This is a genomic window from Brachybacterium aquaticum, assembly GCF_014204755.1.
Lineage (GTDB): Bacteria > Actinomycetota > Actinomycetes > Actinomycetales > Dermabacteraceae > Brachybacterium > Brachybacterium aquaticum.
The window spans coordinates 1,894,387-1,914,158 of the sequence record NZ_JACHLZ010000001.1; the positions used below are offsets into that span (position 1 = coordinate 1,894,387).

Below are 19,772 nucleotides of genomic sequence, written 5' to 3' on the forward strand. Positions count from 1 at the left end.
CAGAACGCGACGTCTCAGAGCGTGACGTCGAGCAGCGTGGGCAGGTGGTCGCTCGCCCCCGCCAGGCGCTCCTCGGAGACGCTCTCGGTGGACCGCACGGCGCGGGCCTCGCGGACCTGCACCCCCTCGGTCACCAGGATCGCGTCGATGCGGCGCACCGGCCCCTTGGCGGGGAAGGTGTGCTCGGACTGCGGCGCCGGATCGTGCACGTACGGCGCGAGCAGCGTGCGGGCCTTCCCACTCGCCTCCTCGTTCAGATCGCCGCCGACGATCACCGGGGCCCCGGCGCTGCGCACGAGCCTCGCGATGTGCTCGGCATGGCGCAGACGGTTGTCCTCCTGCAGCGCGAGGTGGATCGAGGAGAGCACCACCGCGCCGCCGCCCGGCACCGACACCCGCACCGCGGCGACGCCGCGGGGGTAGGTCGAGTTCAGGTCCGAGATCGTCTGCTGGACCGGGTGCATGCCGCGGCGGATAACCTGGGCGGCGACGTCGTCGGTCGCGAGGATCGCGAGCCCGCGCCCGCCCGCGCCGCCGACGAGGACCCGTCGGCCGATCCGCCGGGCGAACCATGCCAGCCGCGCCGTCGGCAGGACGAAGCGGGGCGCCTCCTGGATAAGCAGCACGTCGGGGTCGAGGTCCTCGATGGCCTCGGCCATCGCCTCGAGGTCGCCGCGCAGCTCCCAAAGGTTCCAGGCCACCACACGCAGGTCGCGCGAGAGTTCCTGCGACGTCATGCTGCCTCTCCCTCGCCGTCCTCGACCACCATCGGCGCGATGACGCGCTCGACGAGGCCCTTCAGCTCGTCCACCTCGTAGCCGGGCCAGCCGAACAGCACCCGTCGCCACTCCGGCGGCACGGCCTTCGGCCCGAGCGCTGCCCCCATGAGCGAGCCGGTGATGCAGGCGACGGTGTCGGTGTCGTAGCCGGCGCGGGCCGCGGCCTCAAGAGCGGCGACCATCGCCTCGCGCTGGGCGAACTTCCCCTTCGGGATCGGGCAGACGCCGTGGATCGCGGCCCAGGCGGCCTGGAACGCGCCGACCACCCAGCCGTTGCGGCGGAACATCACCGGGGTGGACTCCTCGGCCTCCTCGATCCGCTCCCCCCACTCCGCGCGGCGGTCCGCGGGGAGCTGGGGAAGGCCGACGCGCACGTCGAGCTCGCCGGTGAGGATCGCGTGGCGCACCGCGAGGCCCCACAGGATGCAGGCCTCGATGGTGTCCGGATGCACGTGTGTCAAGCGACACACGGACTCGATCGCCTCGACCGCGTCGGCGTCCTCGGACAGCAGATAGGGCAGCACCGAGGCGTGGACGCGCATGAGCGAGCCGTTGCCCGCGGAGGACGGATGCTCGGTGTGGGCCTTCTCTGCGGCGGCCCGGAAGTCCTCCGCCCGAGGCGCGTAGTGCCCGGCCTCGCGGCCGAGGTCCGCGGCGGTGCGGAGCACGTGCGAGGTGAGAGTGCCGATGTCGGGGGTGCCCAGCGACCACGAGTACCACTCGCGGGCGATGTGGTCCTGCGCGGACTCGATCCGCAGGTCATGGTTGTCCGAGGCGGTCAGCGAGGCCTCCAGGACCACGATCGCCATGGATGTGTCGTCGGTCCATTCGCCCGGCTGCCAGCCGAGCACGCCGCCGCCGATCATGTCGATCTCCTCCGAGTCGACCACCGGGGCCTGGAACTCGTAGGGGGCGCCGAGCGCATCGCCGGTCGCGGCGGCCACCACCGCGCCGACGGCGCGCTGACGCTGGGCCGGGGTCAGCCCGGTGGCGTCAGGGGGTGTCGCATGCGTCGTCACAGCCCCATGGTTCCACAGGTGAGCGCCCAGCCCGGCCCCGCTACCCTGGTGGGGACCACGAAGGAGCTCCATGACCGACACCCCCGCAGACGCCCGGACGCACTGCGACGACCCGCACGATCCCCACGACCACACCGGTCATGACCACCCGCCCACCGGCGCGGATCTGGTGAGGGACCTCGTCAAGGGCCTGTCGATCCAGGCGCTGCTGATCCCCGCGATCGGCGTGCTCCTGCTGCTGGCGATCCTTCCCGTCGCGCCCACCACCCCGGTCCCGCTGCTGCTGGGCGTCGCCCTCGGTGCCGCGCACCTCGTCGCCCTGGTCGCGACCTCCCTGTTCGTGGCCCGCACCCGCAAGCAGCTGGCCGTGAACCCCGGTCTGCTCGCGGTGCGCAGCATCCTCGAGGAGGTGCTGCGCGTCGCCGCGGTGCTGCTGGCGCTCGTGCTGTGGCCCGGCGACATCCGCGCCGAGCTCGGCGTGTGGGTCGGCGCGGGCTGCGCGCTCGTGTGGCTCGCGCTCGCGACCGCGCAGACGATCTCGACCCGTCGACGGATCGCCCGCCCCGGCGAGTGGTCCGAGGAGGCGATCTCGACCCTGCTCTCGCAGCGCGTCGGCGCCCGCTCGACCGTGGTCATGCGCCTGCTGGACGTGCTGGGCACCGTGATGTTCCAGGTCGGCGCCACCGTGCTGGTCATCCTCTCCCACGTGCTCGTGATCGGCACCGCCGTGCTCTCGATCGGTATCGGCCTGTCCACCCTGATCCTTCACCGACGCCCGCCGGCGGAGCGCTCCCGCAGCCCCTGGGCCTACGCCCCCGTGCTGCTCGGCGCGCTCACCCTCGCCCTCGCCTCGCTGGGGCTCGTCGGCCTCTGAGCCGTCGGCCCCGCACACCCGCCGCACCCCGCCCGCACACGACCGCACACGACCGCATCCCGACCTGCAGGAGCCGATGATGACCGCTGCCCGACCCTCCGGACTCTCCCTCGACCAGGTCGACGAGTCGATCCGCCTCCAGGACGACCTGTTCGGCCACGTCAACGGGCGCTGGCTGCGCGAGCACGTGATGCCCGCGGACCGCTCGAGCGACGGCGCGTTCCACGCGCTGCGCGACCTCTCCGAGGAGCGGGTGCGCGAGATCGTCGAGGAGGCGGCGGCCGACGGGCCTGCCGGCGGCGAGGCCGGCGATGCCGCTCCCGCCACCGACCACGCCCGCATCGGTGTCCTGTACCGGATGTTCATGGACACCGACGCGATCGAGGCCGCGGGCCTGGACGTGCTCGAGGACCTGCTCGGCACCATCACCACCGCACAGAGCCTCGAGGACATCGCCCGCACCATGGCCGCCCCGGACTCCGGCGCCTCGGCTCTGCTGGCCTACGTGTGGACCGACGACCACGACTCCACCTCCTACCAGGTGAAGATCCACCAGGGCGGCCTCGGCCTGCCGGACGAGTCCTACTACCGCGAGGACCGCTACGAGGAGGTCCGCGCCGCCTACGGGACGCACCTGGCGAACCTGGCCCGCCTCGCGGGCCTGCCCGGCCGGGACGGCCTCATCGGGGGCGAGGCCGAGGACCTCGCCCGCGCGGTCATGGACTTCGAGACCCGGCTCGCCGAGTGCCATGTCGACGTGGTGCGCCTGCGCGACCGCGAGAAGTCCTACAACCCGATGGACGCCGCGCAGCGTGCCGAGCTCGCCCCCGCCTTCCCCTGGGACGCCTACATCGAGGGTACCGGCGCACCGCAGGCCGCCTTCGAGGTCGTGTCCGTCGGCCAGCCCGAGTTCGTCAGCGCCGCGGCCGAGCTGCTGGCCGGCGAGGACCTCGAGGTGCTGCGCACCTGGCTCGCGCTCCACGCCGTCTCCTCCTACGCCCCCTACCTCCCCGCCGCGCTCGTCGAGGAGGACTTCGACTTCTCCGGCCGGGTCCTCTCCGGCGCCGAGGAGCTGCGCGAGCGCTGGAAGCGGGGAGTCGCGCTGGTGGAGGGGACGGTCGGCTTCGCCGTCGGCCGCGAGTACGTGGCCCGCCACTTCCCCGCCTCCCACAAGGAGCGGATGATCGCGCTGGTCGACGCGCTCATGGACGCCTACCGCGACTCCATCTCCACCCTCGAGTGGATGACGCCGGCGACCCGCGAGAAGGCGCTGGCGAAGCTCGAGAAGTTCACCCCCAAGATCGGCTACCCCGAGAAGTGGCGCGACTACGACGGGCTCGAGATCGTCCCCGGCGACCTCGTCGCGACCGTCCGCGCCTCGCGCCGCTTCGAGGCGGCGTTCGAGTTCGCGAAGGTGGGCGGGCCGATCGACGAGACCGAATGGCACATGACCCCGCAGACGGTCAACGCCTACTACAACCCCGGCCGCAACGAGATCGTCTTCCCCGCCGCGATCCTGCAGCCCCCGTTCTTCGATGCCGAGGCGGACGACGCCGTGAACTTCGGCGGCATCGGCGCGGTGATCGGCCACGAGGTCGGCCACGGCTTCGACGACCAGGGCTCGAAGTACGACGGCGACGGCAACCTCGCCTCCTGGTGGACCCCCGAGGACCGCGAGGCCTTCGAGGAGCGCGCCGCCCGGCTGATGGAGCAGTACTCGCAGCTCTCCCCCCGCGACCTCGACGACTCCCACCGCGTCAACGGCGCCCTCACCATCGGCGAGAACATCGGCGATCTCGGCGGGCTGTCCATCGCGGTCAAGGCCTACCTCGCCTCCCGCCCCGCGGCGGAGGTCGCCGAGGAGCTCGACGGCTTCACCGGCCTGCAGCGCGTGTTCCTCTCCTGGGCGACCGTGTGGCGCGGCAAGAACCGCCCCCAGGAGGCGATCCGCCGCCTGGCCGTGGACCCCCACTCCCCCATGGAGTTCCGCTGCAACACCGTGGCCGGGCACCTCGACGAGTTCCACGAGGCGTTCGGCGTGGCCGAGGGCGACGGCATGTACCGCGCCCCCGAGGAGAGGGTGAGCATCTGGTGAGGCCCGAGGCGCCCTTCTACGTGGGCCGCACCCGCCCCTCCGCCATCGGCTGGACCCGCATCGGGATCACGCTGATCGGCGGGGCGCTGATGGCGGTCCTCATCGCCCAGCGCCTGGACCTCCTGCCCGCGCTGATCATCCTCGCGCTGTTCGCGGCCCTCGCGCTGTGGACCTGGATGGGCCAGTGGACCCGCTTCATCGTCGACGAGCACGGCGTGACCGTGAGCCTCGGCGGGTTCTGGCCGCAGCGGCCCTGGCCGCTCGCGGACTTCCGCCTCGTCCAGCTGCGCCGCTTCGACGCCTCCCACGCCGGGGCGACCCTCGGCGGGTACGGCTGGCGGCGCGCCCGCATCCGTCCCGCCCAGCCGCACGAGATCACCCCCGTCGGCGGCGGGAAGGTCTTCACGCTCGACGACATCAAGTCGCCCTACCGGGTGCTCGCCACCGGCCCCGGCACCATGGTGGAGATCATCGGCCGGGAGGGCACCCACTACCTCCTGGACGCCGAGGACCCTCAGGCCACCGCCGCCGCGGTCGACCAGGCCATCCGCGCCCGCCGCTGAGCGGTATATACTCGGCGATCGTCATCCACTGACAGGGGAGCACCATCGGGGTGCTGAGAGTGCGCACCAGCGCAGACCCTCGAACCTGATCCGGCTCGCACCGGCGTAGGGAGTCGGGATTTCCGTGGGACGCCGCCGGCGCCCCGCGCCCCTTCCATCATGGAAGGAGCTGTGATGACTCGTTACCGCACCGTGGACCTGCTGGTCACCGTGCTGATCGGCGCCGCCTTCGGCGTCGCGTTCCTGGGCTACGGCCAGCTGTACACGCTGATCGGCCCGATCACCGCCGCGTTCAAGCCCGCCGAGGGTCTGCTGGCCGGGATCTGGTTCCTGCCCGCGATGCTCGCCGCGCTGATCGTGCGCAAGCCCGGCGCGGCCCTGCTCGCCGAGATGATCGCCGCGGTGATGGAGATGCTGCTGGGCGGGCAGTGGGGCTGGGGCACCGTCGTCTCGGGCCTGCTGCAGGGCGGCGGCGTCGAGCTCGCCTTCCTGCTGACCCGCTACCGCCGATTCACCCTGCCCGTCGCGATCCTCGGCGGGGTGCTCGCGGCGGCGCTGGAGTGGACCTGGGAGCGCTTCGCCTACTACCCCGAGATGAGTTGGCCCTTCGCCCTGGCAATGCTCGGCTTCTTCCTGCTCTCCGGGGCGGTGCTGTGCGGGGTGCTGGGCTGGGCGGCGACGCGGGCCCTGGTCGCGACCGGGGCGGTGGACACGCTCGCCGCGGGCCGGGAGCACGCCCGGGCCGCCGAGGCGTGAGTGCGCGAGGGACGGGCACGGAGTGACTCTGGAGAGCACCCGGGCCGGCGCGGCGGTGCAGGTCGAGGGACTGCGCTGGCGGCCCCTGACCCGGCGCGAGCCGACCCTGGACGGGGTGGACCTCGAGATCCCGCCCGGGCAGCGGGTGCTGCTGGCCGGGGCGAGCGGCAGCGGGAAGTCGACCCTGCTGCGCGCCCTTGCCGGACTGCTCGACCCCGAGGACGGCGACGGCGAGGCCCTGCCCGCCCCGCCGGGGCGCGCCGGCGAGCGGGGGCTGCTGCTGCAGAACCCCACCCATGCGCTGGTCGCCGCGACCATCGTCCGTGACGCCGCCTTCGGGCCCGAGAACGCCGCCCTCCCCCGCCCGGAGATCCACGAGCGCGCCGCCCGGGCGCTGGACGCCGCGCAGGTGGATCTGCCCCCGCACCGGGCGCCGCTGGATGCCTCGGGCGGGCAGCAGCAGCGCATCGCGCTCGCGGGCGCCCTCGCCCTGGACCCCGAGCTCATGCTCCTGGACGAGCCGACGAGCATGCTCGACGCCGCGACCGCGAAGGAGGTGCGGGCAGCGATCCTCGAGGCCGCGGGCGGGGCGACCCTCGTCGTCGCCGAGCACCGGATCGGGCCCTGGCTCCCCCACGTCGACCGCATGATCGTGCTCGGGCCGCGCGCGCGGATCCTCGCCGACGGCGCGCCGGCCGACGTGCTCTCCCGCGACCGGGCGCTCCTGATCGAGGCGGGGGTGCTCGAAGAGGAGAACGCGCCGGCGGGTGCGGCAGGGGCCGGGCTCCCGGCCGATGGGGAGGCTGTCGCCTCCCTGCGCGGGATCACCGTGCCCGCGCGGGGGCTCCTCGTCCCGCAGGACCTCGACCTGCACCCCGGCCGGATCACCGCGCTGACGGGGCCGAGCGGGGCCGGGAAGACCACGCTGCTGGGCGTGCTGCTCGGCGACCTCTCCCCCGCCACCGGCACGGTGCGCCGTCCCGAGGACCGGCGGATCGCGCTCGTGCCCCAGAACCCCGAGCACTCCTTCGTCCGGGCCACCGTGCGCGAGGAGCTCCTGGCCTCCCCCTGGGCCGACGACGAGGCCCTCGTGGGCGAGCTCCTGGACCGCGCCGGCCTCGCCCACCTCTCCGGTGCCCATCCCCATCGCCTCTCCGGCGGGGAGCAGCGCCGCGTCGCGATCGCCGCCGCCCTCGCCCAGCGCCCGGACCTGCTGGTCCTCGACGAGCCGACCGTGGGCCTGGACTCCCGGCGCAGGGCCGAGGTGATCGCCCTGCTGCGCGAGGCCGCCGGACGCGGCTGCGCCGTGCTGGTCGCCACCCACGACCCGGCGGTGGTCGCTGCGGCTGACGACCACCACGACCTGCCCGCGCCGAAGCGTCCGGATGGTGCCCCCGAGGCGCCCCGGGAGCGGCGGATCCCGGCCGACGCGCTGAACCCGCTCACCCTGTGCCTGATCGGCATCCTCGCCGCGATCGGCTCCTTCGCCGTGCAGACCTGGCAGGGCGGACTGCTCGCCCTGCTGCCCACCCTGCTGCTCGCCCCGCTCGCCGTGCGGACCCTGCGCGGCGGACTGCTGCGCCTGCTGCCGATCCTGCTCTCCGCCGCCGGGCTCGCCTGGACCACGGCGCTGCTCGGCGACGCCCCGGCGCTGTCGGGGCAGGCCTGGCTCGTCGGCCTCAAGGAGGCGTGCCGGATCACGGTCTTCGTCGCCCCCGGCGTGCTCGCGCTCGGCAGCGTGCGCCCCACCCCGCTCGGCGACGCCCTCGCCCAGCGCCTGCACCTGCCCGGGCGTCCCGTCGCGGCCTCCGTCATCGCGCTGGTGCGCATCTCGCACCTGGGCCGGCAGTGGTCCACGATCACCGCGACCCGGATCCGGCGGGGCCTCGGCACCGCTCGCTCGCCCCGCCTCCTCGCCGGCGCCACCCTCGCCCTGCTCGTGGACACCCTTCGCGGCGCCGAGCAGCAGGCCCTCGCCATGGACTCCCGCGGCTTCGCCGGGGCGGACCGCCGCACCTGGGCGGAGCCGAGCCCGCTGCACCGCGCGGACCTGCTCGGCGCCGCGCTCGCGGTCGGGCTGTTGGTGTGGCCGGCGGTGGCCGAGTTGCTGGTGCGATGACGATGCTGGCTAGGGTTGTCCTGTGAACGACGAACCCCAGAACACTCCCGAGACCGAGGCAGAGGACGCTGCGCTCATCGAGCTGGCGAACTCCCTCCTCGATGCGGCACGGCAGGGCGATGCGGCGACGCTGCTGGCCTACCTCGACCAGGGGGCGCCGGTGAACCTGCTGGACAGTGCCGGGAACTCCCCGCTCATGCTCGCCGCGTACCACGGCCATGCCGCGCTGGTCACCGAGCTCGCCGCCCGCGGCGCGGACGTGGACCTGCTGAACGACCGCGGCCAGTCCCCGCTCGCGGGCGCCGCGTTCAAGGGCGATGTGGAGGTGGCGAAGGCGCTGCTCGCCGCCGGCGCCGACCCGGAGCTCGGCACCCCGAGCGCGCGGGAGACCGCCGCGTACTTCCAGCGTGCGGAGATCACTGCCCTGCTGGGCTGAAAGAGCTCACCTCCGCAGCACCATGGCGACGTGCTCGATGCCCGCCTCCATGAACACCCCGCCCACCGTCTCGAAGCCCATCGAGGCGTACCACGGCTCGAGGTAGGCCTGGGCGTCGATGTGCACCTCCGCCTCCGGGGCGGTGGCGCGCACGTGCTCGAGGGCGGCGGTCATGAGACGCCGACCGAACCCGCCACGACGACGATCCGCGCGCACGGCGACCCGGCCGATCCGCACGGTCCCGTCGGCCTCCCGCAGCACCCGCAGGTGCGCGACCGGGTCCGGGTCCTCGAGCCACATGATCTCCGTGCCCGGCTCGAGCTCGCGGCCGTCGAGGTCGGCGTCGGTGGCGTGCTGCTCGAGGGTGAACACGTCCTGGCGCAGCTTCGCGAGCAGGTAGACGGTGCGGGGGTCGATCTCGGCGAGCGCGGCGCGGCGGACGACGCCGCTGGCCGTGGCGGGAGTGGCGGGGGACGGCATGGGCGACAGGGTACTGCCGCTCAGCGGGCCCGGACCGCGTCGACCATCGCGGTCACGGCGCGCCGCCAGTGCCCCGCCATGACGGGGCCGCCGTGGCCCTCCTCCTCGACGACGACCAGCTCGCTGCCCGGCCAGGCACGGTGCAGTTCCCAGGCGGTGAGGGTCGGGCCGGAGACGTCACGCCGGCCGTGGATCAGCACGCCGGGGATCCCCGCGAGCCGGTCCATGCCCCCGAGCAGACCGCTGCCGGGCGCGGCGCCCCAGGGCACGGCCCAGTCGGCGACGAACCCGTCGTGCGCCCAGTAGTAGGTGACGAGCCGCGCGAAGCCGCGCTGGTACTCGGTGACAGGAGCGTCCGACGGGGCTGTCGAGCCGGACGGGGCCGACGGGAGGGCGGGCCCGCCGCCCCCGATCGCGATGTGCGCGTCCTCCCAGGCCGTCCAGGTGCGCACCGCCTCGTCGACGAGCGCGGGATCCCCGCCCGTCAGCATCCGCCGGTACGCCTCGACCAGGCGCAGCCGCCCTGGTGAGCGGTCCCTCCGGTCGAAGCCGGTGCGCTGCTCGGCGAGGGTCGCGAGCGCGTCCCATGCCTCGGGGTACAGCGCGCCGACGCCCTCGGTGATCCAGTCGACCTCGCGGCGCGAGGTGGTGGTGACCGCGAACAGGACCACGCCGAGCACCCGCTCGGGATGCGCCTGCGCATAGGCGAGGGCGAGGGTGCTGCCCCAGGAGACGCCCTGCACGATCCACGCCTCGATCCCGAGGTGCGCGCGCAGCGCCTCGAGGTCGGCGACCAGGTGCGCGGTGGTCTGGGCGGTGAGGTCCACCGGGCCGGGCGCGCCGGCGGGCGGGTTCGAGTCGCCGCTTCCGCGCTGGGACAGGGCGATCATGCGGGTGCGGTCCGCGGGGGCGTTGCGACGGTGGCCGGGGGTGAGCCGGCCGCCGGGGCCGCCGTGGAGATAGAGCGCAGGGACGCCGTCCTCGGCGCCCGCCTCCTCCCAGCGGATCCGGTGGCCCTGGCCGACGTCCAGCAGGCCGGAGGCCCGCACGGGCGGCGGTGGCGGCAGGGGCGGGGTGCTCATCGCTCCTCCACCGCCCAGGGCGCGGCGGGGTGCTGCCGGCTCCAGGACGCGCGACGGGAGCGGACGCTCTGGCAGCGGGGGCACCAGAACACGGTGCGCCCGCCCATGTCCGCCGAGCGGATCACGGTGCCGCAGAGCCGGCACGGCAGCGTCTGGCGGTGGTACACGTAGAAGGACTGCTCGCGCGGGACCACGCCAGGGTCCTCGTCGCCGTTCTGCCGGGTGCCGCGGGAGCGCTCCACGATCCGCGCCTCGATCTCGCGGTGCTCGGGCTGGGTGGTGACGATCCGGCCGGTGCGTGCGCCGTAGGCCATGAGCGCGACCAGGTCCTCCCACATGTCCTCCAGCATCCCGGCCGTGAGGTCGCGGCCGGGGACGGTGGGGTCCAGGCGGGCACGGAACAGCAGCTCGGCGCGGTAGATGTTCCCGATCCCGGCGACGACCTGCTGGTTCATGAGCAGCTGGCCGATTGTGCTGCGGGAGCGGCGGATCCCGTCCACGAAGCGGCGGCGCTGGGAGCCGTCCGGGTCCGGGCGCAGCGGGTCCGGGCCGAGCCGGTCCAGGACCCTCTGCCGCCCCTCGCCGTCCAGGACCTCGCAGGCGGTGGGGCCGGTGAGGTCGGCGAGGCCGTGCGGGCCCGCGATCCGCAGCCGCACCGTCTCCCGCGGCACGATCCGTCGCCAGTCGCGGGAGCCTCCGTCGGCCGACGCGAGGCCCTCCTCGCGCTCCCCGATCCTCAGCCGGGGCGCGCCGATCGCGTGGGCGTCGAAGGTGCCGGGGTCACCGGCGAAGGTCCACGAGCCGTACAGGCCCAGGTGCACGTGGACGTGCCGGACCGCGGGGCCGGTGGGGTCGACGTCGGCCGACGGGGCGAAGGGGAGGAACAGGTGCTTGCCGGCCGCCTCGGCGCCGAGCAGCACGTGGCCGTCCAGCGCCTCGGCGTCGGCGAAGCGTCCCTGCGGGCTCGAGGTGCGCACCCGCTGCCCGCCGAAGCCCCGGGCGAGGGCCGCGGCGAGGCGGTGGACGGTGTGGCCCTCGGGCATCAGCGCGCGTCGGCGCCGGTGCCCTGGTCCTCCGCGTAGCCGCCGGTGGTCTCATAGCGGGCCACGAGGTCGATGCGGCGCTGGTGCCGCTCCTCGCCGGTGAACGGCTCGGCCAGGAACACGTCGATGAGGTGCTCGAGCTCCTCCTCGGTGTGCTGGCGCGCGCCGACGGAGATGACGTTGGCGTTGTTGTGCTGGCGGGCCAGGCGCGCGGTGTCCTCGTTCCACACCAGCGCCGCGCGGACGCCCTTGACCTTGTTCGCGGCGATCTGCTCGCCGTTGCCGGAGCCGCCGATCACGACGCCGAGGGAGGTGGGGTCGGCGACCACGGCCTCGCCCACGTCGGTGCAGAAGGGCGGGTAGTCGTCCAGGGCGTCGTACTCGTGGGCGCCGTGGTCGGTGACCTCGTGGCCCTTCTTGGTGAGCACCGCGACGAGGCGGTTCTTGAGCTCGAAGCCGGCGTGGTCGGTGCCGATGTGCACGCGCATGGGGTCTCTCTTTCCGGAGCGGGAGTGGTGGGGATGGCGGGGCGACGTGGTCGCCCGGGATGAGCGGCCCGCGATCAGCTGAAGTCGATGCCGCCGGTGCGGGAGCGCTTGAGCTCGTAGAAGCCCTCGAGGGTCGCCATGGTCTCCAGCGCGTCCAGCAGCTTCCCGGCCTCCTCGCCCTTGGGGGCCGGGGAGACGACGGGGCCGAAGTAGGCGGTGCCCTCGCCGAAGGAGATCACCGGGGTGCCCACGTCGTCGCCGACGCGGGAGATGGCGCCCTCGTGGGAGGCGCGCAGGGCGGTGTCGATCTCGTCGCCCGCGACGGGCTCGTAGAGGTCCAGCAGCTCCGCGGGCAGGGAGACGTCCTCGAGGGCCGCGGCGGCGGTGGCCTTCCGGTCCTCGTTCTGGCCGCCCACGTGGTAGCGCTCGCCCCAGGCGGTGTACCAGCGGGCGAAGGCGTCGGCGCCATGGCCCTGAACGATCGCGATGGCGAGGCGGGCGGGGCCCCAGGCGTCGTCCATCGAGGCGCGGTAGCCGGGCTCGAGGTCACGGCCCTCGTTGAGCACGGACAGCGACATCACCGAGAAGAGCGGCTGGACCTCCCGGACCTCCGCGGCCTGGAGCAGCCAGCGGCTGGTCATCCAGGCGAACGGGCAGACGGGATCGACGAACAGCTCGACGGTGCGTGGGGTCATGGCAGCTCCTGCTCTCGGGTCTCGGATCGCGCCGGGTGGGCGCGCGGCCACCTCATTCTGTCACCGCCGCGAGACCCGGTGGGCCCTTGGTCGTGCGAGCGCTCGCGCGGGGCGGAAAACACATTGCGCGCGCGGGCGCGGGAGGGTTGGATCGACCGAGTGCTCGACTCCTCCTCCTCGGCGGTCCCGCCCGCCGCGACCGGCGCCGCTCCCCCGGCCGACGCCGACGCTCCCCCGCCCCGCGTGACACCCTCCCGGCGCCGCGGAGTGATGGCCTCGATCGTCCGCGCCCACCCCTCGATGCTGTGGTTCGTGGTGCCGCTGGCGACTGTTTCCGAGGCGGCGGAGATGGTGCTGCCGATCCTGCTGGGCATGGTCATCGACCGCGGGATCGTGGACGGGGACCTCACCGCCACGCTGCTCGGCGCCGCGCTCGTGATCGGCGTGCGACTGGTCGGCACCCTCATGTGGGTGATCACCTTCCTCGCCTCCCAGAAGGCGGTGCTCTACGAGCGCCACCGGCTGCGGGTGGGGCTGACGGGCGCGGTCCTGGACCCGCGCTCGCGCCGCATCGACCGGCCCGCCGGGGAGGTGCTCTCCATCGCCACGTCCGATGCGGACAAGGCCTCAGACGTGCTGGACATGCTCCCCTGGGGCATCCCGTCGGCCCTCGCGATCCTCGGGGCGACGATCTGGATGGCCTTCCAGGACGTCTGGCTCGCCGTCGCGATGCTCGCCGGGATCGTCGTGATGGTGCTCGTGGTGCGGGTCATCACCCCCACCCTCTCCGCCCGTTACGACGCGCAGCAGACCCAGGCCGCCGAGGCCGCTGCGACCGCGACCGACCTCGTCCACGGCCTGCGCGTCCTGCAGGGCCTCGGCGTGCAGTCCCGCGCCCGCGCCCAGTACCGCCGCCGCTCCCGCATCGCGCTGGACGCGGCGCTGGTGAACTCCCGCTTCTCGGGCCTGTCCTCGGGCCTGACCACCCTGGTCACCGGCGCGATGATGGCTGCGGTCGTGGTGATCGCGGTGCTGCGCGGCCTGCAGGGCGAGCTCGGCATCGGCGCGCTCATCGCCGTGGTGGGCGTGGCCCGCCAGGTGATGGGCTCCCTGCAGGGCCTCGCCGAGATCCCGGTGTGGTGGGCGTCGATGTCCACCTCAGCCCGGCGCGTGCGCGACCTGTTCGCGGACCTCGGCCGCGAGGTCGACGACCCGGCGCTGTCCCTCGCCGCGCTGTCCACCGCCCGCGACCAGCGCGGCGACGGAGGCGCCCACGGTCGTCGCGCCGCGGCCGGCGGCCTGCACCTCGCCCGCCCGGCCGTGTCCGTGCCCGACGGCAGCGTCGTCGCGCTCGCCTGCGAGGACGTCCGCGACGCGGACGCCGTGATCGACGCGGTCTCCGGCCGCACCGACGGCGGCGCCCGCCTCGGCGAGCAGGCGCTGACCCCGCGCAGCCTCGCCGGGCTCCGCGCGGACCTGCTCGTGGAGCCGCACGTGGTGGACCTCTTCGACGGGACCCTGCGCGAGCAGCTCGCCACCCGCGCGCCGGCGGGGACGGCCGAGGACAGCACCGACGGCTCGGACGATGCCTGGGCGGACGCCGCCCTCGAGGCGGCCGGTGCCCAGGACCTCCTGCGCATCCTGCCGGAGGGCTACGACGAGCGGATCCTGGACCGCGGCGCGAACCTCTCCGGCGGGCAGCGTCAGCGCATCGCGCTCGCCCGCGCGGTCGCCGCGGACACCCCGGTGCTCGTGCTGCAGGACCCCACCACCGCCGTGGACGCGGTGACCGAGCAGCACATCGCCGAGGCGCTGGTCGCCGCCCGCTCCCGCACCGACCGGGCCACCCTGCTGGTCACCCGCTCCCCCGCGCTGCTGCGCGGCGCGGAGCGGGTCGTGTACGTCAAGGACGGGGCCGTCGCCGCCGAGGGCGACCACCTCACGCTGCTCGAGCGCGAGGACTACCGGGAGATGGTGCAGCGATGAGCCGCAGCGATCTGGACTGGAAGCGCCCGCTGGAGCAGGTGCTCGCCGACGACGCCACCGCGCGGCGCCAGCTGTCCGAGCACGCCCAACTGCTGCCGATCGCGGACGCCCGCGCGACGCTGCGGTTCATGGGCGGGAAGGTGCGCGAGCACTGGCTCGCAGCGCTGCTGACGCTGCTGGTGACCGTTGGCGCCGCCGTGTGCGGCGCGATCCTGCCGCGCCTGATCGGTGCGGCGGTGGACGTGGTCGCCGCGGGCGGCGGCACCGGCGGCGCCTGGCGGCTCGGCGGGCAGATCCTCGGCGTCGCCGCGGCGCAGGCGGTGCTCACGGCGCTCGGGTGGTCGATGGTCTCCGCCCTCGGCCAGCGGATCCTCGCCGGAATGCGCGAGGACGTCATCGACCGGGCGCTGGATCTGCCGGCCCAGACCATGGAGCGCACCGGCATCGGCGACGCCCTCTCCCGCGTCGCCGACGACGTGGACGTCGCCGCCCGGGCCGTGAACTCCCTGGTCCCCTCCCTCATCCAGACCGGCTTCTACGTGATCGCGACGATGGTGGGCATGGCGAGCCTGTCGCCGTGGCTGCTGATCCTCGTGGTCGTGGTGCTGCCGATGTACGTGATCGCGGCGGTCTGGTACCTGCGCCGCACCGCCCCGATCTACCGCCAGGAGCGGATCACCATGGGCGCCCGCGCCCAGGGCCTGCTCTCGGCGATCCACGGCATCCCCACCGTGCACGCCTACGGCATCGAGAAGCGCGAGACCCGCCACGTCGCGGTGCTCTCCGAGTCCGCGTCCGTGCTGCACATGCGGGTGATGTACCTGGTGGGGCGGCTCGTCGCCTATATCAACATCCCCGAGAACCTCGCCCTGCTGCTGGTGCTCGTGCTCGGCTTCGTGATGGTCCACGTCGCCGGCGCCCCGATCGGCGTGGTCACCGCCGCCGGGATCTACCTCATCAGCCTGTTCTGGCCGATGATGGCGGTGATCTTCCGCCTGGACGACGTGCAGTCGGCGGTCGCGAGCGTCTCGCGCATGGTCGGCGTGATCACCACGATCGACCCCGCCTCCTCCCCCGGCACGGAGACCCCGGCCGATGCGTCGATCCGCCTCGAGCAGGTCTCCCACGCCTACGGCGAGGACGCCGAGGGCAACGAGCGGATCGTGCTGCGGCCGCTGGACCTCGAGATCGCGCCCGGGGAGACGGTCTCGCTGGTCGGCGCGTCCGGGGCGGGCAAGTCCACCCTCGCCGCGATCCTCGCCGGCACCCTCGTGCCCCGCCACGGCCGGGTGCTGCACGGCGGCGCGGACCTGGCGGCCGCGGACCTCGAGGCGGTCCGCGCCCACTCCTCGATCGTGTCCCAGGACGTGCACGTGTTCCGCGGGACCCTGCGCGAGGACCTGCAGCTGGCCGCCCCCGGCGCCTCCGACGAGGAGCTGCGGGCCGCGCTCGACCGCGTCGGCGCGACCGCGTGGGTGCAGCGCCTCCCCAAGGGAACGGACACCGAGGTGGGCGAGGGGGGCGAGCGGCTCACCGCCGAGCAGTCCCAGCAGCTCGCGCTCGCGCGCATCGCCCTGCAGGACCCGGCGGTGCTGGTGCTCGACGAGGCCACGGCCGACGAGGGCTCCTCGGGGGCGCGCGTGCTCGAGCGCGCGGCGCTCGAGGTGGCCCGGGGCCGGACCACGATCATCGTCGCCCACCGCCTGACCCAGGCGATGGTCGCCGACCGGATCCTCGTGATGGCCGACGGGGCGGTGGTCGAGGAGGGCACCCACGAGCAGCTCGTCGCCCGCGGCGGGGACTACGCGCGGCTGTGGGAGGCCTGGGCGGGCTGAGGCTGCTCAGCTCCTGCGAGGGCGGAGCACCAGCACCCCGGCCGCGCCGAGGACGAGCGCGGCGAGGGCGAGCACTGCGGCGCCGGCGAGCTGCAGGCCGCGCACCATCGCGGCGGAGCCGCCGAAGAACCCCGCGCTCGTGGACTCCGCGTCGCCGAGCTCCAGGACGGACCCGTCGGCCGCCCCCTCGGCGGTCTCGCCCTCGACCTCCAGGGTGAGGATCAGGCGGACGGGCGCGTCGCCCTCGGGATCCGCGGCGGTGTCGCGCTGGAGGCGCTGGAGGACGACCGTGTGGCGGCCGGGCAGCCAGGCCTCCGCGATCGAGGTCTGCTGGGCGCTGCGGTTGCCGAGGTCCACCGGGGCGCGCATCCCGCCGCCGCGCACCCCGGCCGAGCCGCCGAGCGGCCAGCTGCCGCCGCCCACCTCCACCAGGCTGCGGGCGGCGTTGTGGACGCGCAGGGAGAGGGAGCCGGGCTGGTTCTCGGGCTGGGAGACGACCTCGGTGCGCCAGCGCAGGCGCTGTCCCTCCTGCACGTCGAGGGCGAGCACGGCGGTCTCCCCGGGCACGAGCTCGAGGACGTGGGAGCCGGGCTCCACGACGGTGGGGGCGGCGAAGGAGCGGCCGGGCGTGAGTGGCTCGGTGTCCTCCGGAGCGATGGGGCGGGCGCCGTCGTCCTCGACCGGCTCCTCCACCGCCGGGGCGCCGCCGCCGATCCCGGCGGGCTGGATCGCGATCTGCAGCTCGACGGGCAGCGGCACGTCGAGGTCGCGGGGCCCCTCGCGGGCGACGCGGACGAACAGCTCGTCGCCCGCGCAGCCGTCCGGGCCCATCGTGTCCGAGACGGCGGTCGAGGTGATGGGGCCGTCGCCGTGCTGGCTCTCCCCGATGTCGGTCTCCCAGCCGTCGTCGCAGGTGGCGCCGGCGGCGGTGAGGAACGAGACGTCGAGCGTGAGCTGCGCATTGTCCTCGGGCAGGCCGTCCGCGTAGGGCGGGGCGGCGATCGTCGCCGCGGCGTGCACCCGCTGCCCGTCCGCGACGGCGACGCGGTAGTACTTCACCGTGCCGTCGTCGCCCTGCTCCGCACCGCCCGCGGCGAAGGAGTCGCGATGGTTGCCGGGATCCACGAGCGCGGCCTGGGCCAGGGAGGCACCGCCCTCGACCTCGCGCCCTTCGGCCTGGTACGCGAAGGCGGGCGGGGTGGCCTCCCCCGGGGCCGGGTCGGCGAGCGCCGCGGGCGGCAGCGTGGCGAGCACCAGGGCGGCGGGGACGAGGGTGCCCGCGAGCAGAGCCCGGGCGGTGAGCGCGGCGCGGGAGCTCGCGGGACGGGACGGGGAGGGAGTGGCGCGGTGCCCTAGCATGAGGTCCATCATGTCCGATGTCATCGCCGGTCGCATCGAGCTGCTCGAGCCCCTCGCCCGTGGCGCCTCGGGGTCGCTGTGGCGCGCCGTGGACCGCCGCTACGGCGCGGTGTGCGCCGCGAAGGTCATGCGACAGCGGGACGGGGCCGAGGTGCTGCGCTTCGTGCGCGAGCAGGCCGTGGGCGGGGCCCAGGGGCTCGGCGCGCACCCGAATCTGCTGCCGCCGTACACGTGGGTGGCCGAGGACGACACGATCGTGCTGGTCATGCCGCTCGTGCACGGGGGGACGCTGGCGAGCGCACTGGCCGATCACGGCGCCCTGTCCCCCTCGCTCGTCGCCCATCTGCTGCGCCAGCTGCTCGATGCGCTCGCCGCGATGCACGCGCAGCGCTGGGTGCACCGGGACGTGAAGCCCGCGAACCTGCTGCTGGACGCGACCGGGTCCGCGGCCCCGCACCTGCTGCTGGCCGACTTCGGCATCGCCCTGCACGAGAGCGACGTGCGCCTGACCGAGACCGGGTTCGTGCACGGCACGCCCGGGTTCATGGCGCCCGAGGCGCTCGAGGGTGCCGGCACCTCCGCCGCGCAGGACGTGTGGGCCGCCGGGGCCTGCGCCGTGGAGGCCCTGGACCCGCGCCCTCCGCGCGAGCGCCCGGACCCCTCCGCCCTCCCCGCCCGGATCGACAGCGCGCTCGCAGGCAGCGCCGACCCGGCCGCGCCGGTGCTCGGCCGCCTGCTGCACGCCCTGCTCGCCAAGGACCCGGACCGGCGGCCCTCTGCCGCGGAGGCCCGGGAGGCGCTGGCGGTCATGACCGCACCGCCCTCGCACTGGTCCCGCACCGCGGCCGGTGCGCCGGTCGAGATCCGCGACCGTATCGGGTCCGCCGACGGACGCCCCGAGGTCCCGCTGGACGGTCCCGGCCGGCTCGCCGGGGTCGCGCCGGGACTGCACGAGCAGCTGATGGCGCGCTCGGCGGGATCCGCGGCGGGAGCGCCGTCGGCCGCGCCGGCACCGTCGCCCGCCGCAGCGCCGCCTCGAGCGCCGTCTCCGCCGGCGGTGCTGAGCCCGCCCGCGGAGCAGGACGTGCCGGACACCGCGGACACCGAGCGGTTCGTGCGCACGGCGACGCTGGATGCGGCGGTGGCGTCGCCCCCGGCGTCGCAACCGTCCTACGAACCACAGCCCTCCCACTTCCAGCAGCCCCCGGCCTCCCGCGAGCGGGGGCGCACTGCGGCGGGCGTCGTGCTGCTCGTGCTCGCACTGGCGGCGCTCGTCGGCGCGGGGGTGCTGGTCGTCGCGGCGCTCACCTGACCCCGCTCGTCCCCCTCGTCCCACCCGTCCCCGGACCAGCCCCGACGGCGCGCCCCCGCGCCCCGTCGGCCGGTGAAGGGGTAGGGTCGTCCCATACGCCTACCCCTCCACGGGCAGTGCAGCCCCGGCCCGATGGCCGGTCGGTACGGGGCGTCCGCGGAGGCCGATCCGGCCGGGACCCCACCATGTCTTCCACCCCGCGCTGGTCGCCCGGCGACCAGGTGACCTGGACCTACTACACCCCTCAGCACCCCACCCGCACCGTCCGCCCCGGCACCGTCGTGCTGGACGACGACCGCGGCGTGGTGGTCTGGATCGCGCCCGGCACCGAGGTGCTCCTGCCCGTCCTGGAGTCCGGGGCGGCCCTGCGCCGCGCCGGCGACGAGGGCATGTTCACCGCCCCCCGCGTCCAGTCCAAGCAGCTGTGGACCGGCAACGGCATCCTCATGATCGGTCTGCCGGACAAGCCCTACTCGATCTGGCTGTTCTACAAGGACGACGGCTCGCTGGGCTGCTACTACGTCAACCTCGAGACGCCCTACGAGCGCACCGAGGAGGGCGTGCGCACCCGCGACCTGGTCCTGGACCTCGTGGTGCTGCCGCGCCGCGACTGGCACTACAAGGACGAGGACGAGCTCGAGGGCGCCGAGCGCACCGGCTACTTCTCCGCCGAGGAGATCGCCGGGATCCGCGCCGCCGGTCAGGACGCCGAACGGCACATCGCCGAGTGGTCCTACCCGTTCTCCGCCGGGTACGAATACTTCTTCCCGGACCCCAGCTGGGCGCTGCCCGCCCTGCCCGAGCACTACACCTGGGACCTGGACCTGACCCGTCGCTGAACCGAGTGCGCT

General features: G+C 74.6%; 18 protein-coding genes and 1 riboswitch. Of the genes, 10 read left to right on the forward strand and 8 right to left on the reverse strand.

Annotation, left to right across the window (positions count from 1 at the left end; all coding sequences use genetic code 11):
* Positions 1-14 precede the first annotated feature (14 nt).
* Positions 15-737, reverse strand: coding sequence for an endonuclease/exonuclease/phosphatase family protein (locus HNR70_RS08460; RefSeq protein ID WP_184325261.1), 723 nt, complete (start codon positions 735-737; stop codon positions 15-17).
* Complete coding sequence (locus HNR70_RS08465; protein WP_312857614.1) at positions 734-1,798, reverse strand: ADP-ribosylglycohydrolase family protein; 1,065 nt, start codon at positions 1,796-1,798, stop codon at positions 734-736. Before HNR70_RS08465 ends, HNR70_RS08460 begins: the two co-directional genes overlap by 4 nt.
* Positions 1,799-1,868: 70 nt before the next feature.
* On the opposite strand from HNR70_RS08465, the gene HNR70_RS08470 reads away from it, so the two are divergent.
* The 6 genes from HNR70_RS08470 to HNR70_RS08495 all read left to right on the forward strand — a co-directional run bounded on the left by HNR70_RS08470 (position 1,869) and on the right by HNR70_RS08495 (position 8,641).
* On the forward strand, positions 1,869-2,672 hold the full coding sequence (locus HNR70_RS08470; protein WP_184325263.1) for a hypothetical protein: 804 nt from the start codon (positions 1,869-1,871) through the stop codon (positions 2,670-2,672).
* Positions 2,673-2,748: 76 nt separating this feature from the next.
* Positions 2,749-4,767, forward strand: a complete 2,019-nt coding sequence (locus HNR70_RS08475; RefSeq protein WP_281383211.1) for a M13 family metallopeptidase — start codon at positions 2,749-2,751, stop codon at positions 4,765-4,767.
* Positions 4,764-5,330, forward strand: coding sequence for a hypothetical protein (locus HNR70_RS08480; RefSeq protein ID WP_184325265.1), 567 nt, complete (start codon positions 4,764-4,766; stop codon positions 5,328-5,330). Before HNR70_RS08475 ends, HNR70_RS08480 begins: the two co-directional genes overlap by 4 nt.
* A 23-nt stretch (positions 5,331-5,353) precedes the next feature.
* Positions 5,354-5,459: riboswitch (TPP riboswitch) on the forward strand.
* 45 nt (positions 5,460-5,504) lie between these two features.
* Positions 5,505-6,086, forward strand: a complete 582-nt coding sequence (locus tag HNR70_RS08485; protein ID WP_184325266.1) for an ECF transporter S component — start codon at positions 5,505-5,507, stop codon at positions 6,084-6,086.
* 22 nt (positions 6,087-6,108) lie between these two features.
* The gene (locus HNR70_RS08490) at positions 6,109-8,205 is read left to right on the forward strand and encodes an ATP-binding cassette domain-containing protein (protein ID WP_312857615.1); all 2,097 of its coding nucleotides are present in this window, start codon (positions 6,109-6,111) and stop codon (positions 8,203-8,205) included.
* 22 nt (positions 8,206-8,227) lie between these two features.
* Positions 8,228-8,641, forward strand: coding sequence for an ankyrin repeat domain-containing protein (locus HNR70_RS08495; RefSeq protein WP_184325267.1), 414 nt, complete (start codon positions 8,228-8,230; stop codon positions 8,639-8,641).
* A gap of 6 nt (positions 8,642-8,647) precedes the next feature.
* On the opposite strand, the gene HNR70_RS08500 is transcribed toward HNR70_RS08495, so the two are convergent.
* The 5 genes from HNR70_RS08500 to HNR70_RS08520 form a co-directional block, all read right to left on the reverse strand.
* The gene (locus HNR70_RS08500; RefSeq protein WP_184325268.1) at positions 8,648-9,121 is read right to left on the reverse strand and encodes a GNAT family N-acetyltransferase; all 474 of its coding nucleotides are present in this window, start codon (positions 9,119-9,121) and stop codon (positions 8,648-8,650) included.
* Between the two features lie 20 nt (positions 9,122-9,141).
* A complete protein-coding gene (locus tag HNR70_RS08505) occupies positions 9,142-10,203 on the reverse strand; it encodes an alpha/beta fold hydrolase (RefSeq protein ID WP_184325269.1) in 1,062 nt (353 codons plus the stop codon).
* Positions 10,200-11,246, reverse strand: a complete 1,047-nt coding sequence (locus tag HNR70_RS08510) for an Fpg/Nei family DNA glycosylase (RefSeq protein ID WP_184325270.1) — start codon at positions 11,244-11,246, stop codon at positions 10,200-10,202. The genes HNR70_RS08505 and HNR70_RS08510 overlap by 4 nt, the downstream gene beginning before the upstream one ends.
* Positions 11,246-11,734, reverse strand: coding sequence for a ribose-5-phosphate isomerase (locus tag HNR70_RS08515; protein WP_184325271.1), 489 nt, complete (start codon positions 11,732-11,734; stop codon positions 11,246-11,248). Before HNR70_RS08515 ends, HNR70_RS08510 begins: the two co-directional genes overlap by 1 nt.
* Before the next feature lie 74 nt (positions 11,735-11,808).
* The gene (locus HNR70_RS08520; RefSeq protein ID WP_184325272.1) at positions 11,809-12,429 is read right to left on the reverse strand and encodes a mycothiol-dependent nitroreductase Rv2466c family protein; all 621 of its coding nucleotides are present in this window, start codon (positions 12,427-12,429) and stop codon (positions 11,809-11,811) included.
* A 159-nt stretch (positions 12,430-12,588) separates the two neighbouring features.
* Here HNR70_RS08520 and HNR70_RS08525 point away from each other — a divergent pair, with 159 nt between their 5' ends.
* Both HNR70_RS08525 and HNR70_RS08530 read left to right on the forward strand, forming a co-directional pair.
* Complete coding sequence (locus HNR70_RS08525; RefSeq protein ID WP_312857616.1) at positions 12,589-14,415, forward strand: ABC transporter transmembrane domain-containing protein; 1,827 nt, start codon at positions 12,589-12,591, stop codon at positions 14,413-14,415.
* The gene (locus HNR70_RS08530; protein WP_184325273.1) at positions 14,412-16,250 is read left to right on the forward strand and encodes an ABC transporter ATP-binding protein; all 1,839 of its coding nucleotides are present in this window, start codon (positions 14,412-14,414) and stop codon (positions 16,248-16,250) included. Before HNR70_RS08525 ends, HNR70_RS08530 begins: the two co-directional genes overlap by 4 nt.
* A 6-nt stretch (positions 16,251-16,256) precedes the next feature.
* On the opposite strand, the gene HNR70_RS08535 is transcribed toward HNR70_RS08530, so the two are convergent.
* The gene (locus HNR70_RS08535) at positions 16,257-17,609 is read right to left on the reverse strand and encodes a hypothetical protein (protein ID WP_221421113.1); all 1,353 of its coding nucleotides are present in this window, start codon (positions 17,607-17,609) and stop codon (positions 16,257-16,259) included.
* Positions 17,610-17,619: 10 nt separating this feature from the next.
* Here HNR70_RS08535 and HNR70_RS08540 point away from each other — a divergent pair, with 10 nt between their 5' ends.
* Together HNR70_RS08540 and HNR70_RS08545 are read left to right on the forward strand one after the other, a co-directional pair.
* Complete coding sequence (locus tag HNR70_RS08540) at positions 17,620-18,921, forward strand: serine/threonine-protein kinase (protein WP_184325275.1); 1,302 nt, start codon at positions 17,620-17,622, stop codon at positions 18,919-18,921.
* Positions 18,922-19,106: 185 nt separating this feature from the next.
* Positions 19,107-19,760: a ribonuclease FAU-1 family protein gene (locus HNR70_RS08545; RefSeq protein ID WP_184325276.1), complete on the forward strand. Its 654-nt coding sequence runs from the start codon at positions 19,107-19,109 to the stop codon at positions 19,758-19,760.
* Positions 19,761-19,772: the final 12 nt, after the last annotated feature.